Source organism: Acinetobacter shaoyimingii (assembly GCF_011578045.1).
Lineage (GTDB): Bacteria > Pseudomonadota > Gammaproteobacteria > Pseudomonadales > Moraxellaceae > Acinetobacter > Acinetobacter shaoyimingii.
Genome location: NZ_CP049801.1, coordinates 1,115,473 through 1,135,393, shown reverse-complemented (window position 1 = coordinate 1,135,393; position 19,921 = coordinate 1,115,473). Strand labels below are relative to the sequence as shown.

The following is a 19,921-nucleotide window of genomic DNA, read 5'->3' as shown; positions in this document are numbered from 1 at the left end:
CTTAAAGTCCGTACCTAAGTACAGAGTCAAGTCTTTTCAATTTTAAAATTGCATCAAGCTTAGTGAGATTTTTCCCATGTTACAAATGACGATTGGTAAACTTGCTAAACATTGCCATGTCAATGTTGAAACCATCCGTTATTATCAGCGTATTGGTTTGATGCGAGTGCCAACTACTAATTCGAATTATCGTTATTATGATGATCAGGATATTGAAACCCTACAATTTATTCAAAAAGGCAAAGATGCAGGACTTCAACTCAATGAAATTCAAGAATTATTACATTTGTCTTTATATGACCGAGAAAAAGTTCGTGCAGTGATTGAACAACGATTACTGAAGATTGATGAACGCATTCGAGAACTTGAAGCACTCAAAATTCGCCTTGCTTCTTGGGTGGATGAATGTAAAACAACAAATGAAAACAGTTGCCCGATTTTGCAAGCGCTTAAACAATAAGAAATAGGGTCTGTGCAAATGAGTAAATAAAATTCAGGCAATGCTTGAAAATGTTAAAAAAGAATGTTTTAACAAGCTCTTATTGAACAAACCTTACTTGAATAATAACTCAAGTTCATGAACACTGAAATGCAATACGCTTGAAGATGTCTTCAAATATTGGCTGGATAATCCACTGAAATGATTCAAAACCCTTCACCACTCAAAGATTCCAACACCCATCTAAATGATGCAGAATTTGCTGCAAATGGCGATTTAAAAGTGTTGCGTAAACATCTGCGTCGAGCACGTCGTGAACTCAATCATTTTCAACAGATTCAGTCAGAAAAAAAAGTGCTACAACAATTACGATATTTACCTGCATTTCACACTGCCGAAAAAATTGGACTTTATTTACATTCCTTTGGTGAAATCCGTACCCATTTAATCATTCAACTTTGTTTTAAATTGAGTAAAAAGGTTTACCTGCCCATGATTTGTAATATGGATCAGCGTCTGGTTTGGGTCAAGGTATCACAACATCAGTATGTTAATCGTAAGTTTTCACATCATCCTCTGGGTATGAAAGAACCGATGCAAAGTCGTGGCGTACACGTATCTCATTTGGATTTGCTGATCATGCCTTTACTTGCTTGTGATGTTTTTGGTACACGTATTGGTATGGGTGGAGGTTATTACGATCGAACTTTAGCATCTGCCCCGCATGGACCATTACGCATAGGATTGGCACATGACTTTCAATTTGTACCTATGACTTTATATAAACAAAAATGGGATCAGGCTTTAGATTATTTATTAACCCCTAAGCACTTGATTCAATTCAAACGACATTAATATTGAGCTTTGATTCCTATTTTTTCATCATAAACACCTGAACTGTGATCTTTTTTCATTTTTATCAAAAAAAGCCCTTGTAATTTTTAAAATAGCAATCACTATAAAAAATATGGCAACACCGTTGTCACTCATTAGGAGTGCTCATGACTGATATTATTATGAATGAAGAAAACTTAGAACTTCAGATCCCAAACGTGTTACCACTTTTGGCTTTGCGCGATGTTGTGGTTTATCCGCACATGCAAATTGCGTTATTCGTTGGTCGTGAAAAATCGATTAATGCAGTTGAAGTCGCTCGTAACAGTGACAATTTAGTATTTGTAGTTGCACAACAAGATTCGTTAACAGAAGAAATTGATCACGATAATTTATATCAATACGGTACTGTCGCGAAGATTGTGCAAGTTGTAAATCATGAAAACGATGAAAACTGCATCAAAGTTTTAATCGAAGGTTTACAACGTTCTAAATTGGTCAACATCATTGAAAATGATGAATACTTGTCTGCTGAGCATGCACTTAGCCCAATGACTGTATCTGTTGATAAAGATACTCAAGAGACACGCGTTCAAGAATTACGTGCCCTTTTTGCTCAATATGCAGAAGCGAAATTACGTAATGCACGTGAGTTAATTACTGCGGCAAATAAAATTGAAGACTTACTTCAACTTTTATTCTTTGTCTCAACACGTGTGCCATTGAACATCGATGTAAAACAAAAATTCTTGGAACATGATGAATTTGAAGCACATTTACAAGAATTGATGACCTATTTGTTGCAACAATCTGAAGAGCAACAAATTGAACAGTCTTTACATGACAACGTAAAACGTCAGATGGAAAAGAATCAGCGCGAATACTTCCTCAATGAAAAGATGAAAGTCATTCAACGTGAACTTTCAGACATGAATGGTGGCGCTGAGGATGAAATTGGCGAAATCGAGCGTCGTCTTGCTGAAGCTGATTTGCCTGAACATGTGCGTAAAAAAGCGGAATCTGAATTCCGTAAATTAAAAGCAATGCAACCTGCTTCAAGTGAAGCAGCTGTAGTACGTAACTATATCGAAGCGATTTTAGATACACCTTGGAACAAAGCCAGCAAAGTCAGCATTAACTTGTCTAAAGCACAAGAAATTTTAGATGCCGACCATTATGGTTTAGACGAAGTGAAACAACGTATTGTTGAATACTTAGCAGTTCAATCTCGCGTGAAAAAACTTCGTGGTCCGATTCTGTGCTTAGTTGGTCCTCCAGGGGTGGGTAAAACTTCGCTTGGTGAATCTGTAGCAAAAGCGACTGGACGTGAATTTGTTCGTATGGCACTTGGTGGCGTACGTGATGAAGCAGAAATCCGTGGTCACCGTCGTACGTATATTGGTGCGATGCCAGGTAAAATTGTGCAGTCTTTAACCAAAGTCGGCGTCAAGAACCCATTGTTCTTACTCGACGAAATTGACAAGATGGCGCAAGATTACCGTGGTGATCCAGCTTCTGCATTGCTTGAAGTGCTTGATCCATCGCAAAACAGTAAATTTAACGATCACTATTTAGACCTTGATCTTGATTTGTCTGAAGTGATGTTCATCTGTACTGCGAACAGTATGAATATTCCTGAAGCCTTGCTAGATCGTATGGAAGTGATTCGTCTACCGGGTTATACCGAAGATGAAAAAGTGAATATTGCTGAACGCTACCTTGTTCCTAAAGCAATTAAGAACAATGGTTTACGTGCAAAAGAATTGACCGTTCATGAAGAAGCGATTCGTGACATCGTACAACGTTATACACGTGAAGCGGGTGTTCGTAGCTTAGAACGAGAAGTGTCTAAAATTGCGCGTAAAGTCGTGAAAGAAGCAGTCAGCAAGAAAGCGAAAAACTTACAAGTAGATGTGACTTCTGCGAATCTTCCAGACTACTTAGGCCCACACAAGTTCGACTTCGGTATGGCTGAAGAAGAAGCACAAGTGGGTCGTGTCAATGGTCTAGCTTGGACATCTGTTGGTGGTGAGTTGTTAACCATTGAAGTTGCAGCCGTGAAAGGTAAAGGTAAATTCATTACCACGGGTTCACTCGGTGATGTGATGAAGGAATCCATTACTGCTGCGATGACGGTAGTACGTACACGTGCAGATGAACTCGGTATTGAAGCTTCTCGTTTTGAAGAAACCGATGTACACGTGCATTTACCAGAAGGTGCAACACCAAAAGATGGACCATCTGCTGGTTTGGCACTGACCACTGCCCTTGTGTCTGCATTCACAGGTATTGCGATTCGTCCTGATATTGCTATGACTGGTGAAACCAGCTTAGGTGGCCGTGCAATGCGTATTGGTGGCTTAAAAGAGAAACTTCTTGCTGCGCACCGTGGTGGCATTAAACTGGTGTTTATCCCACAAGAAAACGTACGTGATCTTGTTGAGATTCCAGACAATGTTAAAGAAGGTTTGGAAATTAAAGCGGTGAAGAGTATTGATGAAATCCTTACTTTGGCTTTGATTGAGAAACCAAAACCACTTCCAAAAACGCCGATTGTAAAACCAGTTGAAGATGGCAAAGCTGCACGTCATTAATCAACAGCTTTAAACAAAAAAGAGCGCTTCGGCGCTCTTTTTTTATCATTGTTTAACACAATAAAGATCACATCGATAAATTTACTTTTAAACTGTATTGAAAATAACCAACCCATACCCCATAAACATATAAAGCTCATTGGAAATCGCTTTCTTTAAGATCATCTGTGTCTCCAGACGGATGATCCTTTATACGCAGCCTGCCTATTTAGACTGCGTTTTTTTTGAACATTTTATTTCATATTTAATGCGAAATTGAGCATAAAAGATGTCATTACTTTTGCATACTCAAAATGCTTAAAACCACACCATCGACCACATCTTTCATCTTATCAATATTCAGCGTATCGATCGTATCGCCATGAGTGTGATAGTTTTTATTTCTAAAAAAGGCGGTATCTGTAATCATGGTGGCTGGAATACCATGATTCCAATAATTTAAGTGGTCTGAAAAATCGACGCCCGTGATAAAAGAAGGTGCAACCAAACGTTGACAGTCCAAACGATTAATCTTTTTCATGGCATCACAATATGAAGTTCCTAAAAAACTTGAACTCATATTACTTACCGCACCAATAAAGTTACCATGATCTGGATAAAACCATTTTAATCCAACAGGATATTCTTGAATATTTCGGCGGTCAAAGTACCCAATCATCTCCAAAATATAAACACCTTTGATTTGGTCTTTACGGTTCAAAATAGATTTGACATGTACAGCACTGCCCATATTATCTGTTCTAAAGAATGGCGGTTCTTCTAAAGTATAGAAGACGAATTCAACGTTATGATTGAGTTGATTACGCTCCTTCGCCAAAATTTGTGCTGTTTCTATGACTCCTGCAACACCTGATGCATTGTCATCTGCGCCATCTGTTTCATCATGAACGTCATAATGCGCACCTACAATCAGTGTATTTGCAGCGCCCACATTCAGTTTACAAATGACATTTCGATATTGGGCATCATTCACCAAATAATTTTGAAACTCACAAGGTATACCAAATTTTTCCATTTGCCCTTTTAACCAAAAAGACACACGATTGAGTTCATCAATGTTCTGATAATTTCGATAATGTTTAGGACGCACGATTTGGCTCAAATAAAAGGATAAATTACTCCGATCTGCCAGTTGTACTTTTGAATTTTGTGAAGCAGCCGTTGAAAATTGACATGCTATAAAAGCTAAACTGAAGATCAGCAGTTGAAATATTTTTGTTCGCATAATAAAAACCGAGTATTTTATATCTATGTAAAATTGTTAGATGATTTTGTAGTTAGTATTTACTCTGTACTCATAGCATTTTCATCCATACAAGACCAGCAAATCAACGTTATAATAGTGTTACGCTATTATGTTGATCTCATCATGAAAATTCGAATTTTGACCATTGGACAAAAAATGCCTGCTTGGGTACTGACTGGATTTGAGGACTATTTCAAACGTATTCAGCCCTTTGTACAGACGCAAATTGTCGAGCTACCAATGGCAAAACGCGGTAAAAATGATTCAGAAGCGGATATTTTGAAATATCGTCAAATTGAAGGTGACAGCATTTTAAATGCCATGAAGCAAAATGAAGTTTTGATCGCTTTGGAAGTGGGTGGACGAGAATTTAGTACTGAAAAACTGGCTGAAACCATGAAAGCGTGGATGCTTGAAGGCAATGATGTAGTCTTGGCCATTGGTGGACCAGATGGACATTCTGAAGCCGTACGTAAAGCCGCAGCTTGGCATTGGTCTTTATCTAAACTAACTTTGCCTCATCCTATGGTACGTGTCATGCTCATTGAGCAACTCTACCGAGCAATGACTATAAATCATAATCATCCTTATCACCGTGCTGGATAATTGTTGTTTATCGTTTTATTTATAGAACAATATGTTGATGTAAATACGGTTTATCTGAATTGTGATTTATCACATTATTGTTTCATCAACTGATATATCCATCTACGAATACTTTCCTTTACTAAAATAGGCGCATGGTCATGAACTTACAAACGCTTCCCGGTTTATTTATTTCACATGGCTCTCCCATGTTGGCGATTAACCCTGAACAAGTAGGTCCAGCGCTTGATCGTTTGAGTTTAAATCTACCTAAACCCAAAGCCATCATTATTATGTCAGCGCATTGGGAAAGTAATGCTCTGGAAGTCAGTACTGCCATTCGTCCTACTACATGGCATGATTTTAGAGGCTTTCCTGAAGAACTCTATGAAATTCGCTATCCTGCTGCTGGCGACCCTGAGTTTGCTGAAGAGATTTTAAAACGTTTCGCTGATGCACACTTGCCTGCTCATGCAAATAGCACACGACCACGCGATCATGGCGTGTGGATGCCCCTATTGCATATGTATCCAGAAGCGGATATTCCAGTCATTGAAATTTCATTGCCTATGAATATGCCTGCAGATGAAATCTATCGAATTGGTCAGGTGCTTGCCCCCTTACGTGAGCAGCAAGTTTTGCTTATTGGTTCAGGTAGTATCACGCATAATTTACGTGAACTTTCATGGCATGGTGAATCTGATGAAGTTCCTGAATGGGCGTCTACTTTCCGTAACTATGTGGTGAGTAAACTGACGCATAGTGATTATGATGCAGTTTTAGATTGGCCAACGATTCCTTATGTCAATCGAAACCACCCGACACTCGAACATTTTGCTCCCTTATTTTTTGCCATGGGGACAGGTACTCGTTTTAGTGTAGTACATAGCAGCTTTAGCATGGGTGCTTTAGGTATGGATATCTATCGTTTTGATTAGGGTCTATTGATTGAATAAATCATAACTTTTACTGAATGACTTGCCCCATCGGTCAGGTCATTCAGTGAATGCTCAAACGATTTATCAACTATTTAAAATAAAAATTACATTTTGATATCAATATAGATACATAATGAAACTTAAAACGTTAAATGTATCCGTTTCTTTTATAAGCTGATGGTTTAATCTAAATAAAGTTTTTTTTGGATTAACTTTAAAATGAAAATCAGATATTTAGCTCTCGCATTCTGTCCACTTATTTTCTCTGCATGTCAATCGAATGATGTTCAAAAATTGGGGGATGCCGCTGTGTCTGTACTGCAACAATCCAATGTAAATAAAACCCTAACAGCCTATCAGTGGAGCACCAATACTGATGGTGCGCCGAAACCGTTGGTGTTAAATTTTGATGATCAAGGTCGTTTAAGTGTTGCTACCAGTTGTAATACTGTGGGTAGCAGTTGGAAAGTTGTAGGCAATGAAATTGTCACAGGCAATGCTATGTCAACCATGATGGCATGTGGCGAAGCTGCGATGAAACAAGAAAGCATTGCTTCTAGCTTATTCTCAAATCGAAAAGCTGCATTTACGCTTGATAGTAAAGATACGCAAAATCCAACTTTGACCATCACTGCTGCAAATGGTCAAAAATATACGTTCACTGGTAAAATGACACCTGAAACACGCTATCAAACACAAGCAGAAACAATTTTCTTAGAAGTTTCTCCTGAAACCAAAGAATGTACGGGCGTGGCGAAACAAACCTGTCTACAAGTGCGTGAAATTAAATATTCAGAAAGTGGTGTAAAATCACAAGTCGACAAAGACTGGACTCTTTTTTATGACCAAATTGAAGGTTTTCAGCATCAGTCAGATGAACGCCAAGTGATTCGCGTAAAACGTTATGAATTAAAAAATCCAGCTGCAGATCAGTCTAAGTACGCATATGTTCATGATATGACCATTGAACGTGAAGCGATTAAATAAAAACAGCTAAACAGATGCCTACATTCTCAATGTAAAATTTAAACAAAATCTTTGAACTAAAAAACCGAGGCTATGGCCTCGGTTTTTTTTAAAAGCTTAAACGAAGTTTATTTTTTCAAATTAAACTTAGAATACGCCTTGCGCTAACATCGCATCAGCAACTTTTACGAAACCTGCGATGTTTGCACCGTCAACATAGTTCACAGTACCGTCTTCTTGCGTACCGTATTTCACACAGTTACGGTGAATTTCTTTCATAATTGAATGAAGACGTTCGTCAACTTCTTCAAATGTCCAACCCAAACGAATTGCGTTTTGAGACATTTCAAGACCAGAAGTTGCAACACCACCTGCATTCGATGCTTTACCTGGTGCATACAGGATTTTCGCTTCAATAAATTTCTCAACAGCACCTAGGGTTGAAGGCATGTTCGCGCCTTCAGCCACACAAATTACACCATTTGCAATAAGAGTAGCAGCGTCGTCAGCATCTAATTCATTTTGTGTTGCGCATGGAAGTGCGATGTCACATTTGATTGCCCAAGGACGTTTACCTTCGAAGTATTCGAAACCGTGCTTAGATGCAAATTCTGAAATACGACCACGTTTAACGTTTTTAAGCTCCATTACTTCAGCAAGTAACTCGGTTGTAAAGCCGTCTTTCACGTGTACTGTACCTGCTGAGTCAGAAAGTGACACAACTTTAGCACCAAGGTACATTGCCTTTTCAGCAGCATATTGTGCAACGTTACCTGAACCTGAAATCGTCACCACTTTATCTTTGAAGTTATCGCCACGTGTCTTGAGCATTTCCTCAGCGAAATACACAGTACCGTAACCTGTAGCTTCTGGACGAGCCAATGAACCGCCGAAAGTAATCCCTTTACCAGTGAATACGCATGAAGTGTCATTGCTGAGCTTCTTCATCATACCCGCCATGTAACCGACTTCACGGCCACCTACACCGATATCACCCGCAGGGATATCTGTGTTTGAACCTAAGTGACGGTATAATTCGATGATCAGTGCTTGGCAGAAACGCATGATTTCGCCTTCAGATTTACCTTTAGGGTCGAAATCTGAACCGCCTTTACCACCACCCATAGGAAGTGTAGTCAACGCATTTTTAAACGTTTGTTCAAAACCTAAGAATTTTAAAATTGAAAGGTTAACTGAAGGGTGGAAACGCATCCCCCCTTTAAATGGACCAATCGCAGAGTTGTATTGAACACGGAAAGCACGGTTAACTTGTGTTTGACCTTGGTCATCTACCCAAGCAACACGGAATTGAATCGCGCGTTCTGGTTCGACTAAACGCTCAAGCAAACCGTGAGCAGCATACTGTGGATTCTTTTCAATAAAAGGCCACAAGCTCATCATTACCTCTTCTACAGCTTGTAGAAATTCGGGTTGATTCGCATCACGTGTTTTTACGTAGTCTAGGAATTCGTTAAGGCTGTTATATTTCAACGCTTAATCCTCAGCAGAAAGGTGGATCAAAATTGGTCAAAATCTCAAAAGATTGATAAGTTTTGGCGCAAAGTATTAAATATCTTTTAAAGCATATCTACAATACTTTTTGTTATTTTTTTTAAATTAATTTTCTAATCAATGATTTAAATATAGTATCTATAATTTTTTTTTATTATTTTCCGTCTTTATAGTTATCAATTTTTGCTTTAAAAACGTACTAAAAAAGACCAATATTTGCGCTAAAATAGCGCAACCATAGAAAACGATTTTTATGTTAAAATAGCCTTCTCTAGCTGATTTTTATTAGCATTATCCACGATTTAAAGTTTTATACTTTCATGAACTCGCAAATTTCCCTAATTCAGCAAATTGATGCTTTTTTACCTCAGACACAATGTGGTCTGTGTGGTCATCGTGACGGCTGCCTGCCATATGCAAAATCTATTGTAGAGGGCGAAGAAGCAAATAAGTGTGTCCCAGGTGGTCAACCTGTTGCTGATGCAATTGCTCAGTTGCTTGATCGAACCTACCTTAAAGCTGAAGAGAGTGTCTGGCCCATTCAAGCTGATGGTCGTCCACAGCGTATGAAAGCGATCATTCGTGAAGATGAGTGCATTGGCTGTACCAAGTGTATTAGCGCTTGCCCTGTCGATGCAATTATTGGCTCTGGTAAGCTTATGCATACCGTATTAACTGACTTATGTACAGGTTGTGAACTGTGTATTCCACCATGTCCTGTGGATTGTATTGATCTCGTAGAAGACATTAACCCACTCCCTACTGAAGCATTACGTCTTCAAGAGCAAAATGATTTAAGACTCCGTTATTACGCACATATCCAACGTGAAGAAAAAAGTCGTCTTCATCGTAAAGGCCCTGTGGTTCGTGCAGAAATCAATACTGAACTTTTTGCCCAATTTACAGCTCAGCTAAACAATATTCCTGAAATTCAGATGATTGAAAAACCTGAACAACCTGTTATTACATTGGATGCAAAAACCACCATTGAGCTTGCTAAAATCCGTACTCAAATTAAAAAATTAGAAAAACAACTCAGTGTCCGTGACGATGCTAATAAACGTCTACAGTTAAATGATCTGCAAATCAAACTAGCGGAATTACAGGGAGTTTAAAAGGATGACTGTTGCAACCAAACCTGTCAAAAATATGACCAAAAAACAGATTCAAATTTTTTTTGAACGTTTAAGAGCGCAGCGTCCCCATCCTGAAACTGAACTCAATTATTCATCCCCTTTTGAACTTTTAGTTGCAGTCACACTTTCGGCTCAAGCAACAGATGTCAGTGTCAACAAAGCCACCGACAAGCTCTTTCCTGTTGCCAACACACCTGAAGCTATTTATGCATTAGGTGTTGATGGTTTAAAGCAATACATTAAAACCATTGGCCTATACAATGCCAAAGCTGAAAACGTGATTAAAGCCTGTAAAATGCTCATAGAGAAGCATAACAGCGTGGTCCCGAACAATCGTGCAGATTTAGAAGCTTTACCTGGTGTGGGTCGTAAAACAGCAAATGTGGTACTCAATACCGCCTTTGGTCAACCGACCATGGCCGTTGATACGCATATTTTTCGTTTAGGCAATCGAACAGGTTTAGCGGTTGGGAAAAATGTTCTAGAAGTTGAACACCGTTTAGTGAAAGTGATTCCAAAGGAATTTATCGTCGATTCGCATCATTGGCTGATTTTGCATGGACGCTATTGCTGTATCGCACGCAAACCGAAGTGTCATGAATGTGTCGTTTCGGATGTCTGCAATTGGCCAGATCGTTTTGAATTCGGTGCAGCACGTCCAAGTTCAGCAAAAATTCATATGACCGCTGCTGATTCTGAAGCATAAAATTCGAATTTTAAAATCAAAATTTTAAGACAAACCATTTAAATCATTCACATCACTTTTTTGATGACTGATCTTTATTGGAGTGTTGTTTAAACTTTGGATGCAGTTGATATTGTTTATCTTGCTCATGTTGTTTAGGCGCTGCTAAAGCTTGCTCTTTTTCAGCTTTACGTAACAATTTAAAACTGTAAATGAATAACCCAACAATCAAAGCGATTGCCATGACCACCATAATGATCAATGCCATTTTAAGCATGTGCTTTTCTCCCACTCATTCATAAAAATTATGGATCAAACAACGATTAATAAAATTTGCAATTAAAATCGCTAACAAATAACCAGTATAAAAAAAGAGCCCTCATCTAAACTTGGGCTCTTTTATTCTAAGCGATTCGATTACGAATTATTTAGATTTGTCCAAAATTGCAAATAAATCAGTTTGAACTTCTTCAATTGGACGAAGACCATTCAATTTATCATAAGTTGGTGCATTTTCACCTGAAGCTGCACGGCCTTGATAGAAACCTACCAATTGCTCAGTTTCAGTGTGGTATGAACCTAAACGTTTACGAATGGTTGCTTCTTGGTCATCAGGACGTTGAACAAGGTCTTCACCTGTTTCATCATCTTTACCTTCCACTTTTGGTGGGTTGTAAACGATATGATATACACGTCCAGACGCTGGATGTTGACGACGACCAGATAGGCGTTGAACAATTTCTTCATCTGGAACATCAATTTCAATCACGTGATCGATGTTGATGCCTTCATTTTCTAAAGCTTCAGCTTGCGGAATAGTACGAGGGAAACCATCAAAGATACAGCCATTTACACAATCAGGTTGTGAAATACGTTCTTTCACTAGACCAATGATCAGTTCATCAGATACTAGACCACCGTTGTCCATAACGCTTTTAGCTTTAAGACCTAATTCAGTTCCTTCACGAATTGCAGCACGGAGCATATCACCGGTTGAAATTTGTGGGACATTGTAGCGCTTACAGATCAACTGAGCTTGTGTGCCTTTACCTGCTCCAGGTGGTCCGAGTAATATAATGCGCATAAATAAACATCCTCATTTAAACAATATGTATGACGTTCAAAATCATGCAACATCATATTGCATGAAATCCAACATCTAATTATAAGAAAGCCACAAACAAATGAATAAGGCCTGCAAAGAATCCTGTTACGCCACCAAGCACAATCAAAATCCATTCGTCTTCCTGAAACGCAGGACGTAATAGATTTTGAAACTCGCGTGGGGTTAATTCACTAATACGGTCTCTAAACATCTGATAGATTTTCTGTGCACGGCTTGCGTTAAAGGCAGGGTCGCATACAGGCACCATCGTAATTTCAATTGAGCGATCGATCAAGTCCGTCTTCAATCTTGCGTACTCTTTTGGCCCTAAAGATAACTGTAATGAGGTCCGAACCAAAGGAGTTTCCATAATTTCATTAATATGACGTTTAACAATGCGACGAGTTTTGTCTTTTTTCCCGCCATACATCATTTCAGTCATAATGGATTTTAATGTAATTAAATCTTCTGTGACAACACTTGCAAAGACATCAGAAACTTCTTCTTGGCGTTTCATAAATGCCCCTTGGATATTATAAGTGCCAATGCGCGGAATCACAGGCTTAATCCAAGGAAATTTGCGATTTTCAGTACGCGTAAAGAATTGCGGATAACGTATATAGTGGGGTTCAATCGGATTAAATACCATCCAAATCGCGATCCAGTTGGTTAAGAATCCCCAAATTGCAGCCCAAAACGGTACAGTCCAATGCCATGGCACAACAAACCAAACAATCATTTGGAATATACCAAAGAACATACCAATCAAAGCACTAATATGCCAAATAAAATTAATTTCTTTTTGCCCAACCTTCAAGAACATGTTCACCATAAGTTGGCGATCACCTTCCATTTGACTCACCACCATCTCACGCATATCAACAAGTGACTCTACGTTCATGGTCAGCTCAGTCACTAACTGCCTCAATATCGCAGGGAGTTGTTTATGCGCTTGCGCATAAATACGGCGTTTAATTGAATAAGGTAAGTTTTCCCAAAGCACGGCATTGCGATCCAACATGACTTCGTCAATTAAGTGCTCAAGTTCAAATCCAACTTGCTCACCAATAATACGCGCCATATCTTCAGGGTCCATGGCATCTAAAAATTCACGCAATGAACCGAGTTTCGATAAGGTATTATCGGTAATAATACCTGAAATACGTCCAGCTTTTCGTGGAACAATACCCTGCCAACCGACTGGCAATGGCCCGATATGGAATCCCCAAAATTTGATTGGGTAGAATACCATTTTAAGTGCCATCCAAACGTGCGCCCAAGTGACAAACGCAGTCACAGGGATAATACTTAAGATTGCATAAAAATCAGGTCGATTTAAAAAGGCTTGCCACAAATCACTTACGTATTCAAACATGTAAGACTCTCATATTTATTTCTATTTGCGGTCTAATAAAGCGCATACAAACATGTAAATTTTTAAAAACCAAAACTTAAGGTGTAGGAAAATTGTAGTTCAGGTTTGCTTTCATACACAACATAATCTCCTTGTTTTACCTCTTGACCCGCCGCGAGTCCGACACTTATTGTACTGATTCTGTCTTTGTTCAATAACACATAAGATAGATCAATACCGCCACCGAACTGGCTTTCAGTTTTTGTCCCTACTTCTTTGCTTTTTAATTGACCACCAAAAGCACCAACATAAAATCCGTTATAATCTTTTCCATTTAAAAAAGCTGGATAACGATAGCCGATTTGACCACCAGCTTCGTGTCCATCATTGATGAAAGCACCTAATTTAGCATACCCGATGCCATAAGGGTTGACCCATTCGGCATTCAAATGTGCAAGTTTTTGTGTCATTCCAATACCAAAATTCCAAGTGGATATATTTTCTACTTTTATTTTTGCATCCGGTAAATAATTTTTTAAATCTGCATGCGCCAGAGTTGCGCTAAATATGAGTAAAAACAAAGGAAGGTTTCTTCTCATTATTTTCTCCATTGCTCCTAAAACTAGGTCATTTATTTTATTCGTCCTTTAAATGTTGACTTTAACAGATTAAATTTCGATCTTATATACAAAACTCTTTTAAATTAATGTCGCTAAGGTCAAACTTCTGAAAATTTCTAGTATTGTTTCACATATTTTTTTACCAACACTCGGTCAAATCTAATGTAAAATGATGAACTAATTACCCATTGAATGTGCGCCAAGTCGACTACGTATGAAACATCAGTTTCCTTTAAAAAATGTTCAACAAGAAAAACGTATTTTCCGTAGTCGAGTGTATTTCGCCATTGGATTCGTGATTTTTTTCTTGATGTTACTGTTGTCGCGTTATGCCTATTTGCAAATCGTACACTATGAACAATTCAAAGATGCTTCTGACAAAAATCGGATACGCTTACAGCCGATTAGCCCTGCTCGTGGTTATATCTATGATCGCAACGGCATCTTATTGGCAGACAATTATCCTGTATTTACTGCGACATTAAGTAAAGCTGACGTAGAAGATATTGACGATACGGTGAACCGCCTCAAGTCAGTTATTGAGCTGTCTGAAGAAGATATTGATCGTTTTAATAGTCGTGTAAAAACAGCCAAAAAAACTGAACGTGTGACCTTAAAATTAAATTTGACCGAAACAGATATTGCACGTTTTAGCGAAGTCAAATATCAATTTCCGGGTGTAGCCATTGAAACCCAAATGACCCGTTACTATCCACATGGAGAATTATTTGCTCATGTGATTGGTTATGTGGGTCGAATCAATGACAAAGAATTAAAAACAATTGATAAAGATGCCTACGCGGGTACAAACTTGATTGGTAAAATTGGGGTTGAAAATCATTACGAAGATTTACTGCATGGTCAACCTGGATTCGAATCGATTGAAACGGATGCCTTTGGTAATGTACTTAAACACTTAGGTCGTAAAGATTCAGTTCGTGGTAATGATCTGTATTTGTCGTTGGATTATGGTTTGCAAACCATTGCAGCAGAACAATTGGTTGACCGTCGTGGTGCAATTGTGGCTATGGATCCGCGTACAGGTGAAATCTTAGCCTTAGTTTCGAGTCCAAGTTTCAATCCCAATCTATTTGTGACAGGTATTAGCAACACTAACTATAGCGCTTTACGTGACAATCTAGACCAACCGCTTTATAACCGTGCTGTTCAAGGGACCTATCCACCAGGTTCAACCATTAAGCCAATGTCTGCTTTAGGCGGTATCCATTATGGTATTGCCGATTGGGGGACTGCCATCAATGACCCAGGGTATTTCCATTTACCAGGTGATTCCCACAAATTCCGTGACTGGCGTAAAACAGGTCATGGCGTAGTCAACATGCATAAATCCATCGTCGTTTCATGCGACACCTTCTTCTATGTACTTGCATACCAGATGGGGATTGAAAAAATGAATGCTTGGATGCGCCAATTTGGCTTTGGTGAAAAAACTGGCGTCGATTTACCAAGTGAAAGTACAGGTCTTTACCCTTCTCCTGAATGGAAAATGCGCACCCGAAAAACCAAATGGCTTAAAGGTGAAACCATTTCTGTAAGTATTGGTCAGGGCGCATTTACCGCAACGCCTTTACAACTTGCTATGGCAACGGCAATTACAGCAAATCACGGTGCACATGTGATCCCGCACGTTTTACGTGAATCCAAAGGTGCAAAACCACATACAGTGCTCAATGCCCCAGACGGCAAAATCAACTTCAATGGTAAAGATGAAGATTGGGTCAAAATGCGCGATGCCATGGTCGATGTTGTCGTATCTGGTACAGGACGCGGTATTCGTAGTCATCTATATTCGATTGCAGGTAAAACAGGTACAGCGCAAGTTAAGAGTATTGCGCAGGGTAAAAAATACAACGAAGCTTTACTGACTGAACGTCAACTGGATCATGGTTTATTTGTTGGGTTCGCCCCTGCTGAAGACCCACAAATTGCGGTTGCTGTGATTTGGGAAAATGGTCGACACGGTGGCTCAGCAGCTCAACTGGCTAAACCTGTATTTGATTACTGGTTAGTCAATCGCAAACGTCAACCCGTTAAACCTGTTAATCATCATATTAGTGGCGGTTTAATGACTGCGGGTATTAAACCTGGAGAATTACCTAGTGGTGATATCTCCCTCTCAGCAAATCCTAATGCGGTTCCTAAAGCTAAGAAACCCAATCAACCCAATGTAAAACCAAAACCAACAAACAATCAGCCAGTACCAAGTGCTGAACAAGCACCACCTGCTGTACAGCCAGCAAACACACCAGAGGCAACACATTCTACAGATGAGATTGAGTAAGTGAAGAATCAATTACGTATTATTGGTGGCGATTTTAAACGTCGAGTTTTACCTTTTGCAGATGTTGACGGTCTAAGACCAACACCTGATCGTGTTCGTGAAACTTTATTTAATTGGCTCATGTGGAATGTACAGAATGCACAAGTGCTGGACTTATGTGCAGGTTCTGGTGCGCTTAGTTTCGAGGCTTTATCTCGTGGTGCTGGGCATGTCACCATGATTGAACCCAGTACAAAGCAAGCGCAATATCTCAAAGACAATCTACAATTATTGAAAATCCAAAACAGCAAACTGATCGTTTCTACTGCTCAAGCAGCCGTCCGTCATTTACCCGAAAATAACTTCGATTTAGTTTTTCTCGATCCACCTTATAGCCTCAGTTTATGGCAAGAATTAGCTGGTCTGGTTGATCCGTTGATTAAAAATGAAGGATTTATTTATGTTGAAGCGGATTGCCCATTAGACCAACTGGTTCTCCCCACTTCATGGCGTCTCAGTAAAGAGACTAAAGCGGGTGCAGTACGTGCAGGCTTATATCAAAAAAATGTTTAAATCCGTCATAAAACTTAAAGCTACCGGGGATAATTTTTCATAAACCCCGATAGATAAACCATAAAAAAAAGGGCATAAAGCCCTTTTTTTATTGGAAAATATACACATGCGCAAACCGATATATTATCCCAAACATCTGCCGTGATTCGCCAGATTATTTAGATTTATGCCAGTTACCAGGATGATCTTTACGGAATTCTGGCTTGTGTTTGTTGTCATATTTTTTGTATTTTTGCTCATAGCGCTTTTTATCAAAACGCGCTTTTTCTTGCTTTTTCTTTTCGATTAATTTTCTGTCGATGTGTTTTTTGTCGTAGTGCTTACTGTCATAGCGTTTTTTATCGAAACGATGGTCATAGCGTTTATTATCATAACGATGATCGTAACGACCATAATCATAACCACTATTATTATATGTGCCATTATTATAATCATCATATGGTGCCATGACACAGCCTGTAAGTGATACACCTAACAAAGCAACGATGAGTAAATTTTTCATTTGTTTCACCTAATCGAATTCTTTCCTTGTACAGATTATGCTCGATTGGTATGAATAGGTTTTGTAGCTATTGTAAATTTATGCAAATTTTATATTCACAATTCACTCTATTTTATTAAGTATATTTAAATATTCTTTAAAAACAGATCTCTATATTAAATAATATTGTTCAAAAATAATGCTTTTTGTGTTCTAAAATTAAACTATCTTGTATTTCTAACAATTCCAATAGCATTCACACTTTTTCTTACTGTATTTCATTTTAAGATGTTTTATTCAGCATAAAAAAAGCCTCATCAATGAGGCTTTTTTTAAATTCCATGCAATCAATAACAATACGCTGTTGATGTCATGATAGAAAATTTAGCTTAAGCCAAACCTTTCTCTTTTAACACTTGAAGCATAGTTGAGCCAAGTTCTGCTGGGCTACGTGTATACGCCATTCCAGCTTTCTCGAATGCCGCAAACTTCTCATCTGCTGTACCTTTACCACCAGAGATGATTGCGCCAGCGTGACCCATACGCTTACCTTTAGGTGCAGTCACACCTGCGATATAACCCACAACAGGCTTAGTCACGTTTGACTTAATATATTCTGCTGCTTCTTCTTCCGCAGTACCACCAATTTCACCAATCATAATGATAGCTTCAGTTTGTGGATCTTCTTGGAATAATTTTAAGCAATCAATTTGGTTCATCCCTGGAATTGGGTCACCACCAATACCGATACAAGTCGACTGACCTAAACCAAGTTTAGTGGTTTGCGCAACCGCTTCATAAGTCAATGTACCAGAACGCGAGATAATCCCGATTTTACCTGGTTGATGAATATGTCCTGGCATAATGCCAATCTTACATTCACCTGGTGTGATAATCCCCGGACAGTTTGGACCGATTAATCGTGCATTATTGCCATAGGTTTCAAGGTAGCGTTTCGCCTTTAGCATATCTAAAGTCGGTACACCTTCAGTAATCACCACAATCAGCTCAATACCCGAATCAATAGATTCAATAATCGAATCTAATACATATGGCGCTGGAACATAAATTGAAGTTGCAGTTGCACCTGTTTCTTTAACAGCTTCAGCCATAGTGTTAAACACAGGTAAATTAAGATGTGTTTGACCACCTTTACCTGGTGTTACACCACCAACCACTTTCGTGCCATAAGCAATCGATTGTTCAGAATGGAAAGTACCGTTTTTACCCGTAAAACCTTGTACCAATACAGTTGTGTCTTTATTTACTAATACGCTCATGATTGATACTCCCCTTATGCTTTTACTGCAGCAACGACTTTTTCTGCTGCGTCAGCAAGACCAGTCGCAGAAATTAATTTAAGACCTGATTCATCGAGTAATTTTGCACCTAATTCTGCGTTATTCCCTTCCAAACGAACAACCACAGGTACAGTCACATTCACTTCTTGAACCGCCGCAATAATCGCTTCAGCGATCATGTCACAACGTACAATTCCACCAAAGATATTGATTAGAACACCTTGAACAGAACTATCTGACAAAATGATTTTGAATGCTTCAATCACTCGGTCTTTGGTTGCGCCACCACCAACATCAAGGAAGTTAGCTGGTTGACCACCGTAAAGTTTAATGATGTCCATAGTCGCCATTGCTAAACCTGCACCATTGACCATACAACCAATGTTACCTTCTAGAGCAACATAGTTCAGATCAAACTCAGAGGCTTTCAGCTCACGCTCATTTTCTTGCGATTTATCACGCATTGCTGCAATTTCTGGCAGACGATAAAGCGCATTTGAGTCGATCCCCACTTTAGCGTCTACGCAAAGAATTTCACCATTTTCACGAACTGAAAGTGGGTTAATTTCAAACAGTGCGAAATCATTTTCAACAAATGCTTTATAAGCACCCGTCATGATGGTCACGAACTGATTAATTTGTTTGTCTTTTAGTCCCAAAGCAAATGCAACTTCACGTGCTTGGAATGGAAGTAAGCCGACCAAAGGATCAACTTCAATTTTAATAATTTTTTCTGGCGTTTCTTCTGCCACTTTTTCAATTTCAACACCGCCTTCGGTCGATGCCATAAATGTAACGCGACGACTTGAACGGTCAACAACAGCACCTAAATAGAGTTCACGCTCAACTGGATAAACATCTTCACAGATGAGGATGCTATTCACAGGTTGACCATTTGCATCTGTTTGATAGGTCACTAAACGTGTACCAATAATTTGGTTTGCGTAAGCCGCAACTTCCTCTTTAGATTTTGCAACTTTTACACCGCCAGCCTTACCACGACCACCTGCATGTACTTGCGCTTTCATGACAGCGAATTTGCCGCCTAATTGCTCAAATGCAGCGACAGCTTCATCTGCATTGGTTGCAAGAATCCCTTCTTGAACAGGCATTCCATATTTTTTTAACAGCGCTTTTGCTTGATATTCGTGTAGATTCATTTTTTTAACCTTTTACTACTTTTCACGTTTTTATGACAGACCAATACTTAAACTTCCATCACGATAAGTATTAGCAATTATTAAAATTTGTACTTATAGTTTTAGATGATT

At 38.9% G+C, this 19,921-nt stretch carries 19 protein-coding genes; 10 read left to right on the top strand and 9 right to left on the bottom strand.

The features are described 5' to 3' along the window. Positions 1-76: 76 nt before the first annotated feature. The 3 genes from G8E00_RS05160 (at position 77) to lon (ending at position 3,867) form a co-directional block, all read left to right on the top strand. Complete coding sequence (locus G8E00_RS05160) at positions 77-460, top strand: MerR family transcriptional regulator (protein WP_166222404.1); 384 nt, start codon at positions 77-79, stop codon at positions 458-460. Positions 461-640: 180 nt separating this feature from the next. Further along, on the top strand, positions 641-1,294 hold the full coding sequence (locus tag G8E00_RS05155; protein WP_166222402.1) for a 5-formyltetrahydrofolate cyclo-ligase: 654 nt from the start codon (positions 641-643) through the stop codon (positions 1,292-1,294). 146 nt (positions 1,295-1,440) lie between these two features. Further along, on the top strand, positions 1,441-3,867 hold the full coding sequence (gene lon / locus G8E00_RS05150) for an endopeptidase La (protein WP_166222400.1): 2,427 nt from the start codon (positions 1,441-1,443) through the stop codon (positions 3,865-3,867). A gap of 274 nt (positions 3,868-4,141) precedes the next feature. Here lon and G8E00_RS05145 read toward each other — a convergent pair whose 3' ends face one another. Then, the gene (locus G8E00_RS05145) at positions 4,142-5,092 is read right to left on the bottom strand and encodes a M20/M25/M40 family metallo-hydrolase (RefSeq protein ID WP_166222398.1); all 951 of its coding nucleotides are present in this window, start codon (positions 5,090-5,092) and stop codon (positions 4,142-4,144) included. A 144-nt stretch (positions 5,093-5,236) separates the two neighbouring features. On the opposite strand from G8E00_RS05145, the gene rlmH reads away from it, so the two are divergent. The 3 genes from rlmH (at position 5,237) to G8E00_RS05130 (ending at position 7,623) form a co-directional block, all read left to right on the top strand. Further along, positions 5,237-5,719: a 23S rRNA (pseudouridine(1915)-N(3))-methyltransferase RlmH gene (gene rlmH / locus G8E00_RS05140; RefSeq protein ID WP_166011789.1), complete on the top strand. Its 483-nt coding sequence runs from the start codon at positions 5,237-5,239 to the stop codon at positions 5,717-5,719. Positions 5,720-5,859: 140 nt separating this feature from the next. Next, on the top strand, positions 5,860-6,636 hold the full coding sequence (locus tag G8E00_RS05135) for a dioxygenase family protein (protein ID WP_166011788.1): 777 nt from the start codon (positions 5,860-5,862) through the stop codon (positions 6,634-6,636). Between the two features lie 219 nt (positions 6,637-6,855). Continuing rightward, on the top strand, positions 6,856-7,623 hold the full coding sequence (locus G8E00_RS05130; RefSeq protein ID WP_166011787.1) for an META and DUF4377 domain-containing protein: 768 nt from the start codon (positions 6,856-6,858) through the stop codon (positions 7,621-7,623). A gap of 126 nt (positions 7,624-7,749) precedes the next feature. Here G8E00_RS05130 and gdhA read toward each other — a convergent pair whose 3' ends face one another. Continuing rightward, entirely contained in the window at positions 7,750-9,093 is a 1,344-nt protein-coding gene (gene gdhA / locus G8E00_RS05125; RefSeq protein WP_166222396.1) for an NADP-specific glutamate dehydrogenase, read from the bottom strand. A 341-nt stretch (positions 9,094-9,434) separates the two neighbouring features. Here gdhA and G8E00_RS05120 point away from each other — a divergent pair, with 341 nt between their 5' ends. Both G8E00_RS05120 and nth read left to right on the top strand, forming a co-directional pair. Continuing rightward, complete coding sequence (locus tag G8E00_RS05120; RefSeq protein ID WP_166011785.1) at positions 9,435-10,229, top strand: RnfABCDGE type electron transport complex subunit B; 795 nt, start codon at positions 9,435-9,437, stop codon at positions 10,227-10,229. A gap of 4 nt (positions 10,230-10,233) precedes the next feature. Next, positions 10,234-10,956, top strand: coding sequence for an endonuclease III (gene nth, locus G8E00_RS05115; RefSeq protein WP_196782006.1), 723 nt, complete (start codon positions 10,234-10,236; stop codon positions 10,954-10,956). Positions 10,957-11,008: 52 nt separating this feature from the next. Here the strand turns inward: nth and G8E00_RS05110 are convergent, their stop codons facing one another. From G8E00_RS05110 to G8E00_RS05095, 4 genes are all read right to left on the bottom strand, one after another. Then, a complete protein-coding gene (locus tag G8E00_RS05110; RefSeq protein ID WP_166222394.1) occupies positions 11,009-11,212 on the bottom strand; it encodes a hypothetical protein in 204 nt (67 codons plus the stop codon). Positions 11,213-11,359: 147 nt separating this feature from the next. Continuing rightward, the gene (adk, locus tag G8E00_RS05105) at positions 11,360-12,019 is read right to left on the bottom strand and encodes an adenylate kinase (protein WP_166011783.1); all 660 of its coding nucleotides are present in this window, start codon (positions 12,017-12,019) and stop codon (positions 11,360-11,362) included. 79 nt (positions 12,020-12,098) lie between these two features. Continuing rightward, positions 12,099-13,415 carry a hypothetical protein gene (locus G8E00_RS05100; RefSeq protein WP_166011782.1) on the bottom strand — a complete coding sequence of 439 codons (1,317 nt, stop codon included), beginning with the start codon at positions 13,413-13,415 and terminating at the stop codon, positions 12,099-12,101. A 62-nt stretch (positions 13,416-13,477) separates the two neighbouring features. Beyond that, entirely contained in the window at positions 13,478-13,993 is a 516-nt protein-coding gene (locus G8E00_RS05095) for a hypothetical protein (protein WP_166222392.1), read from the bottom strand. A gap of 235 nt (positions 13,994-14,228) precedes the next feature. Here G8E00_RS05095 and mrdA point away from each other — a divergent pair, with 235 nt between their 5' ends. Both mrdA and rsmD read left to right on the top strand, forming a co-directional pair. Beyond that, the gene (gene mrdA / locus G8E00_RS05090) at positions 14,229-16,316 is read left to right on the top strand and encodes a penicillin-binding protein 2 (RefSeq protein WP_166222390.1); all 2,088 of its coding nucleotides are present in this window, start codon (positions 14,229-14,231) and stop codon (positions 16,314-16,316) included. After that, a complete protein-coding gene (rsmD, locus tag G8E00_RS05085; RefSeq protein WP_166011779.1) occupies positions 16,317-16,868 on the top strand; it encodes a 16S rRNA (guanine(966)-N(2))-methyltransferase RsmD in 552 nt (183 codons plus the stop codon). It abuts the gene before it with no gap. Between the two features lie 154 nt (positions 16,869-17,022). On the opposite strand, the gene G8E00_RS05080 is transcribed toward rsmD, so the two are convergent. From G8E00_RS05080 to sucC, 3 genes are all read right to left on the bottom strand, one after another. Further along, entirely contained in the window at positions 17,023-17,370 is a 348-nt protein-coding gene (locus G8E00_RS05080) for a hypothetical protein (protein ID WP_166221137.1), read from the bottom strand. Positions 17,371-17,738: 368 nt separating this feature from the next. Next, entirely contained in the window at positions 17,739-18,629 is an 891-nt protein-coding gene (sucD, locus tag G8E00_RS05075; protein WP_166011778.1) for a succinate--CoA ligase subunit alpha, read from the bottom strand. Between the two features lie 14 nt (positions 18,630-18,643). Beyond that, positions 18,644-19,810 (bottom strand): ADP-forming succinate--CoA ligase subunit beta, encoded by a 1,167-nt coding sequence (gene sucC / locus G8E00_RS05070; protein WP_166011777.1) that lies wholly within the window; start codon positions 19,808-19,810, stop codon positions 18,644-18,646. Between the last annotated feature and the right edge of the window lie 111 nt (positions 19,811-19,921).

Coding starts and splice junctions, on each gene's coding strand:
- G8E00_RS05110 (WP_166222394.1), bottom strand. CDS start 11,212: ATGCTTAAAATGGCATTGATCATTATGGTGGTCATGGCAATCGCTTTG.
- G8E00_RS05100 (WP_166011782.1), bottom strand. CDS start 13,415: ATGTTTGAATACGTAAGTGATTTGTGGCAAGCCTTTTTAAATCGACCT.
- G8E00_RS05095 (WP_166222392.1), bottom strand. CDS start 13,993: ATGAGAAGAAACCTTCCTTTGTTTTTACTCATATTTAGCGCAACTCTG.
- rlmH (WP_166011789.1), top strand. CDS start 5,237: ATGAAAATTCGAATTTTGACCATTGGACAAAAAATGCCTGCTTGGGTA.
- nth (WP_196782006.1), top strand. CDS start 10,234: ATGACTGTTGCAACCAAACCTGTCAAAAATATGACCAAAAAACAGATT.
- G8E00_RS05080 (WP_166221137.1), bottom strand. CDS start 17,370: ATGAAAAATTTACTCATCGTTGCTTTGTTAGGTGTATCACTTACAGGC.
- lon (WP_166222400.1), top strand. CDS start 1,441: ATGACTGATATTATTATGAATGAAGAAAACTTAGAACTTCAGATCCCA.
- sucC (WP_166011777.1), bottom strand. CDS start 19,810: ATGAATCTACACGAATATCAAGCAAAAGCGCTGTTAAAAAAATATGGA.
- G8E00_RS05160 (WP_166222404.1), top strand. CDS start 77: ATGTTACAAATGACGATTGGTAAACTTGCTAAACATTGCCATGTCAAT.
- G8E00_RS05135 (WP_166011788.1), top strand. CDS start 5,860: ATGAACTTACAAACGCTTCCCGGTTTATTTATTTCACATGGCTCTCCC.
- G8E00_RS05120 (WP_166011785.1), top strand. CDS start 9,435: ATGAACTCGCAAATTTCCCTAATTCAGCAAATTGATGCTTTTTTACCT.
- mrdA (WP_166222390.1), top strand. CDS start 14,229: ATGAAACATCAGTTTCCTTTAAAAAATGTTCAACAAGAAAAACGTATT.
- G8E00_RS05145 (WP_166222398.1), bottom strand. CDS start 5,092: ATGCGAACAAAAATATTTCAACTGCTGATCTTCAGTTTAGCTTTTATA.
- G8E00_RS05155 (WP_166222402.1), top strand. CDS start 641: ATGATTCAAAACCCTTCACCACTCAAAGATTCCAACACCCATCTAAAT.
- G8E00_RS05130 (WP_166011787.1), top strand. CDS start 6,856: ATGAAAATCAGATATTTAGCTCTCGCATTCTGTCCACTTATTTTCTCT.
- adk (WP_166011783.1), bottom strand. CDS start 12,019: ATGCGCATTATATTACTCGGACCACCTGGAGCAGGTAAAGGCACACAA.
- sucD (WP_166011778.1), bottom strand. CDS start 18,629: ATGAGCGTATTAGTAAATAAAGACACAACTGTATTGGTACAAGGTTTT.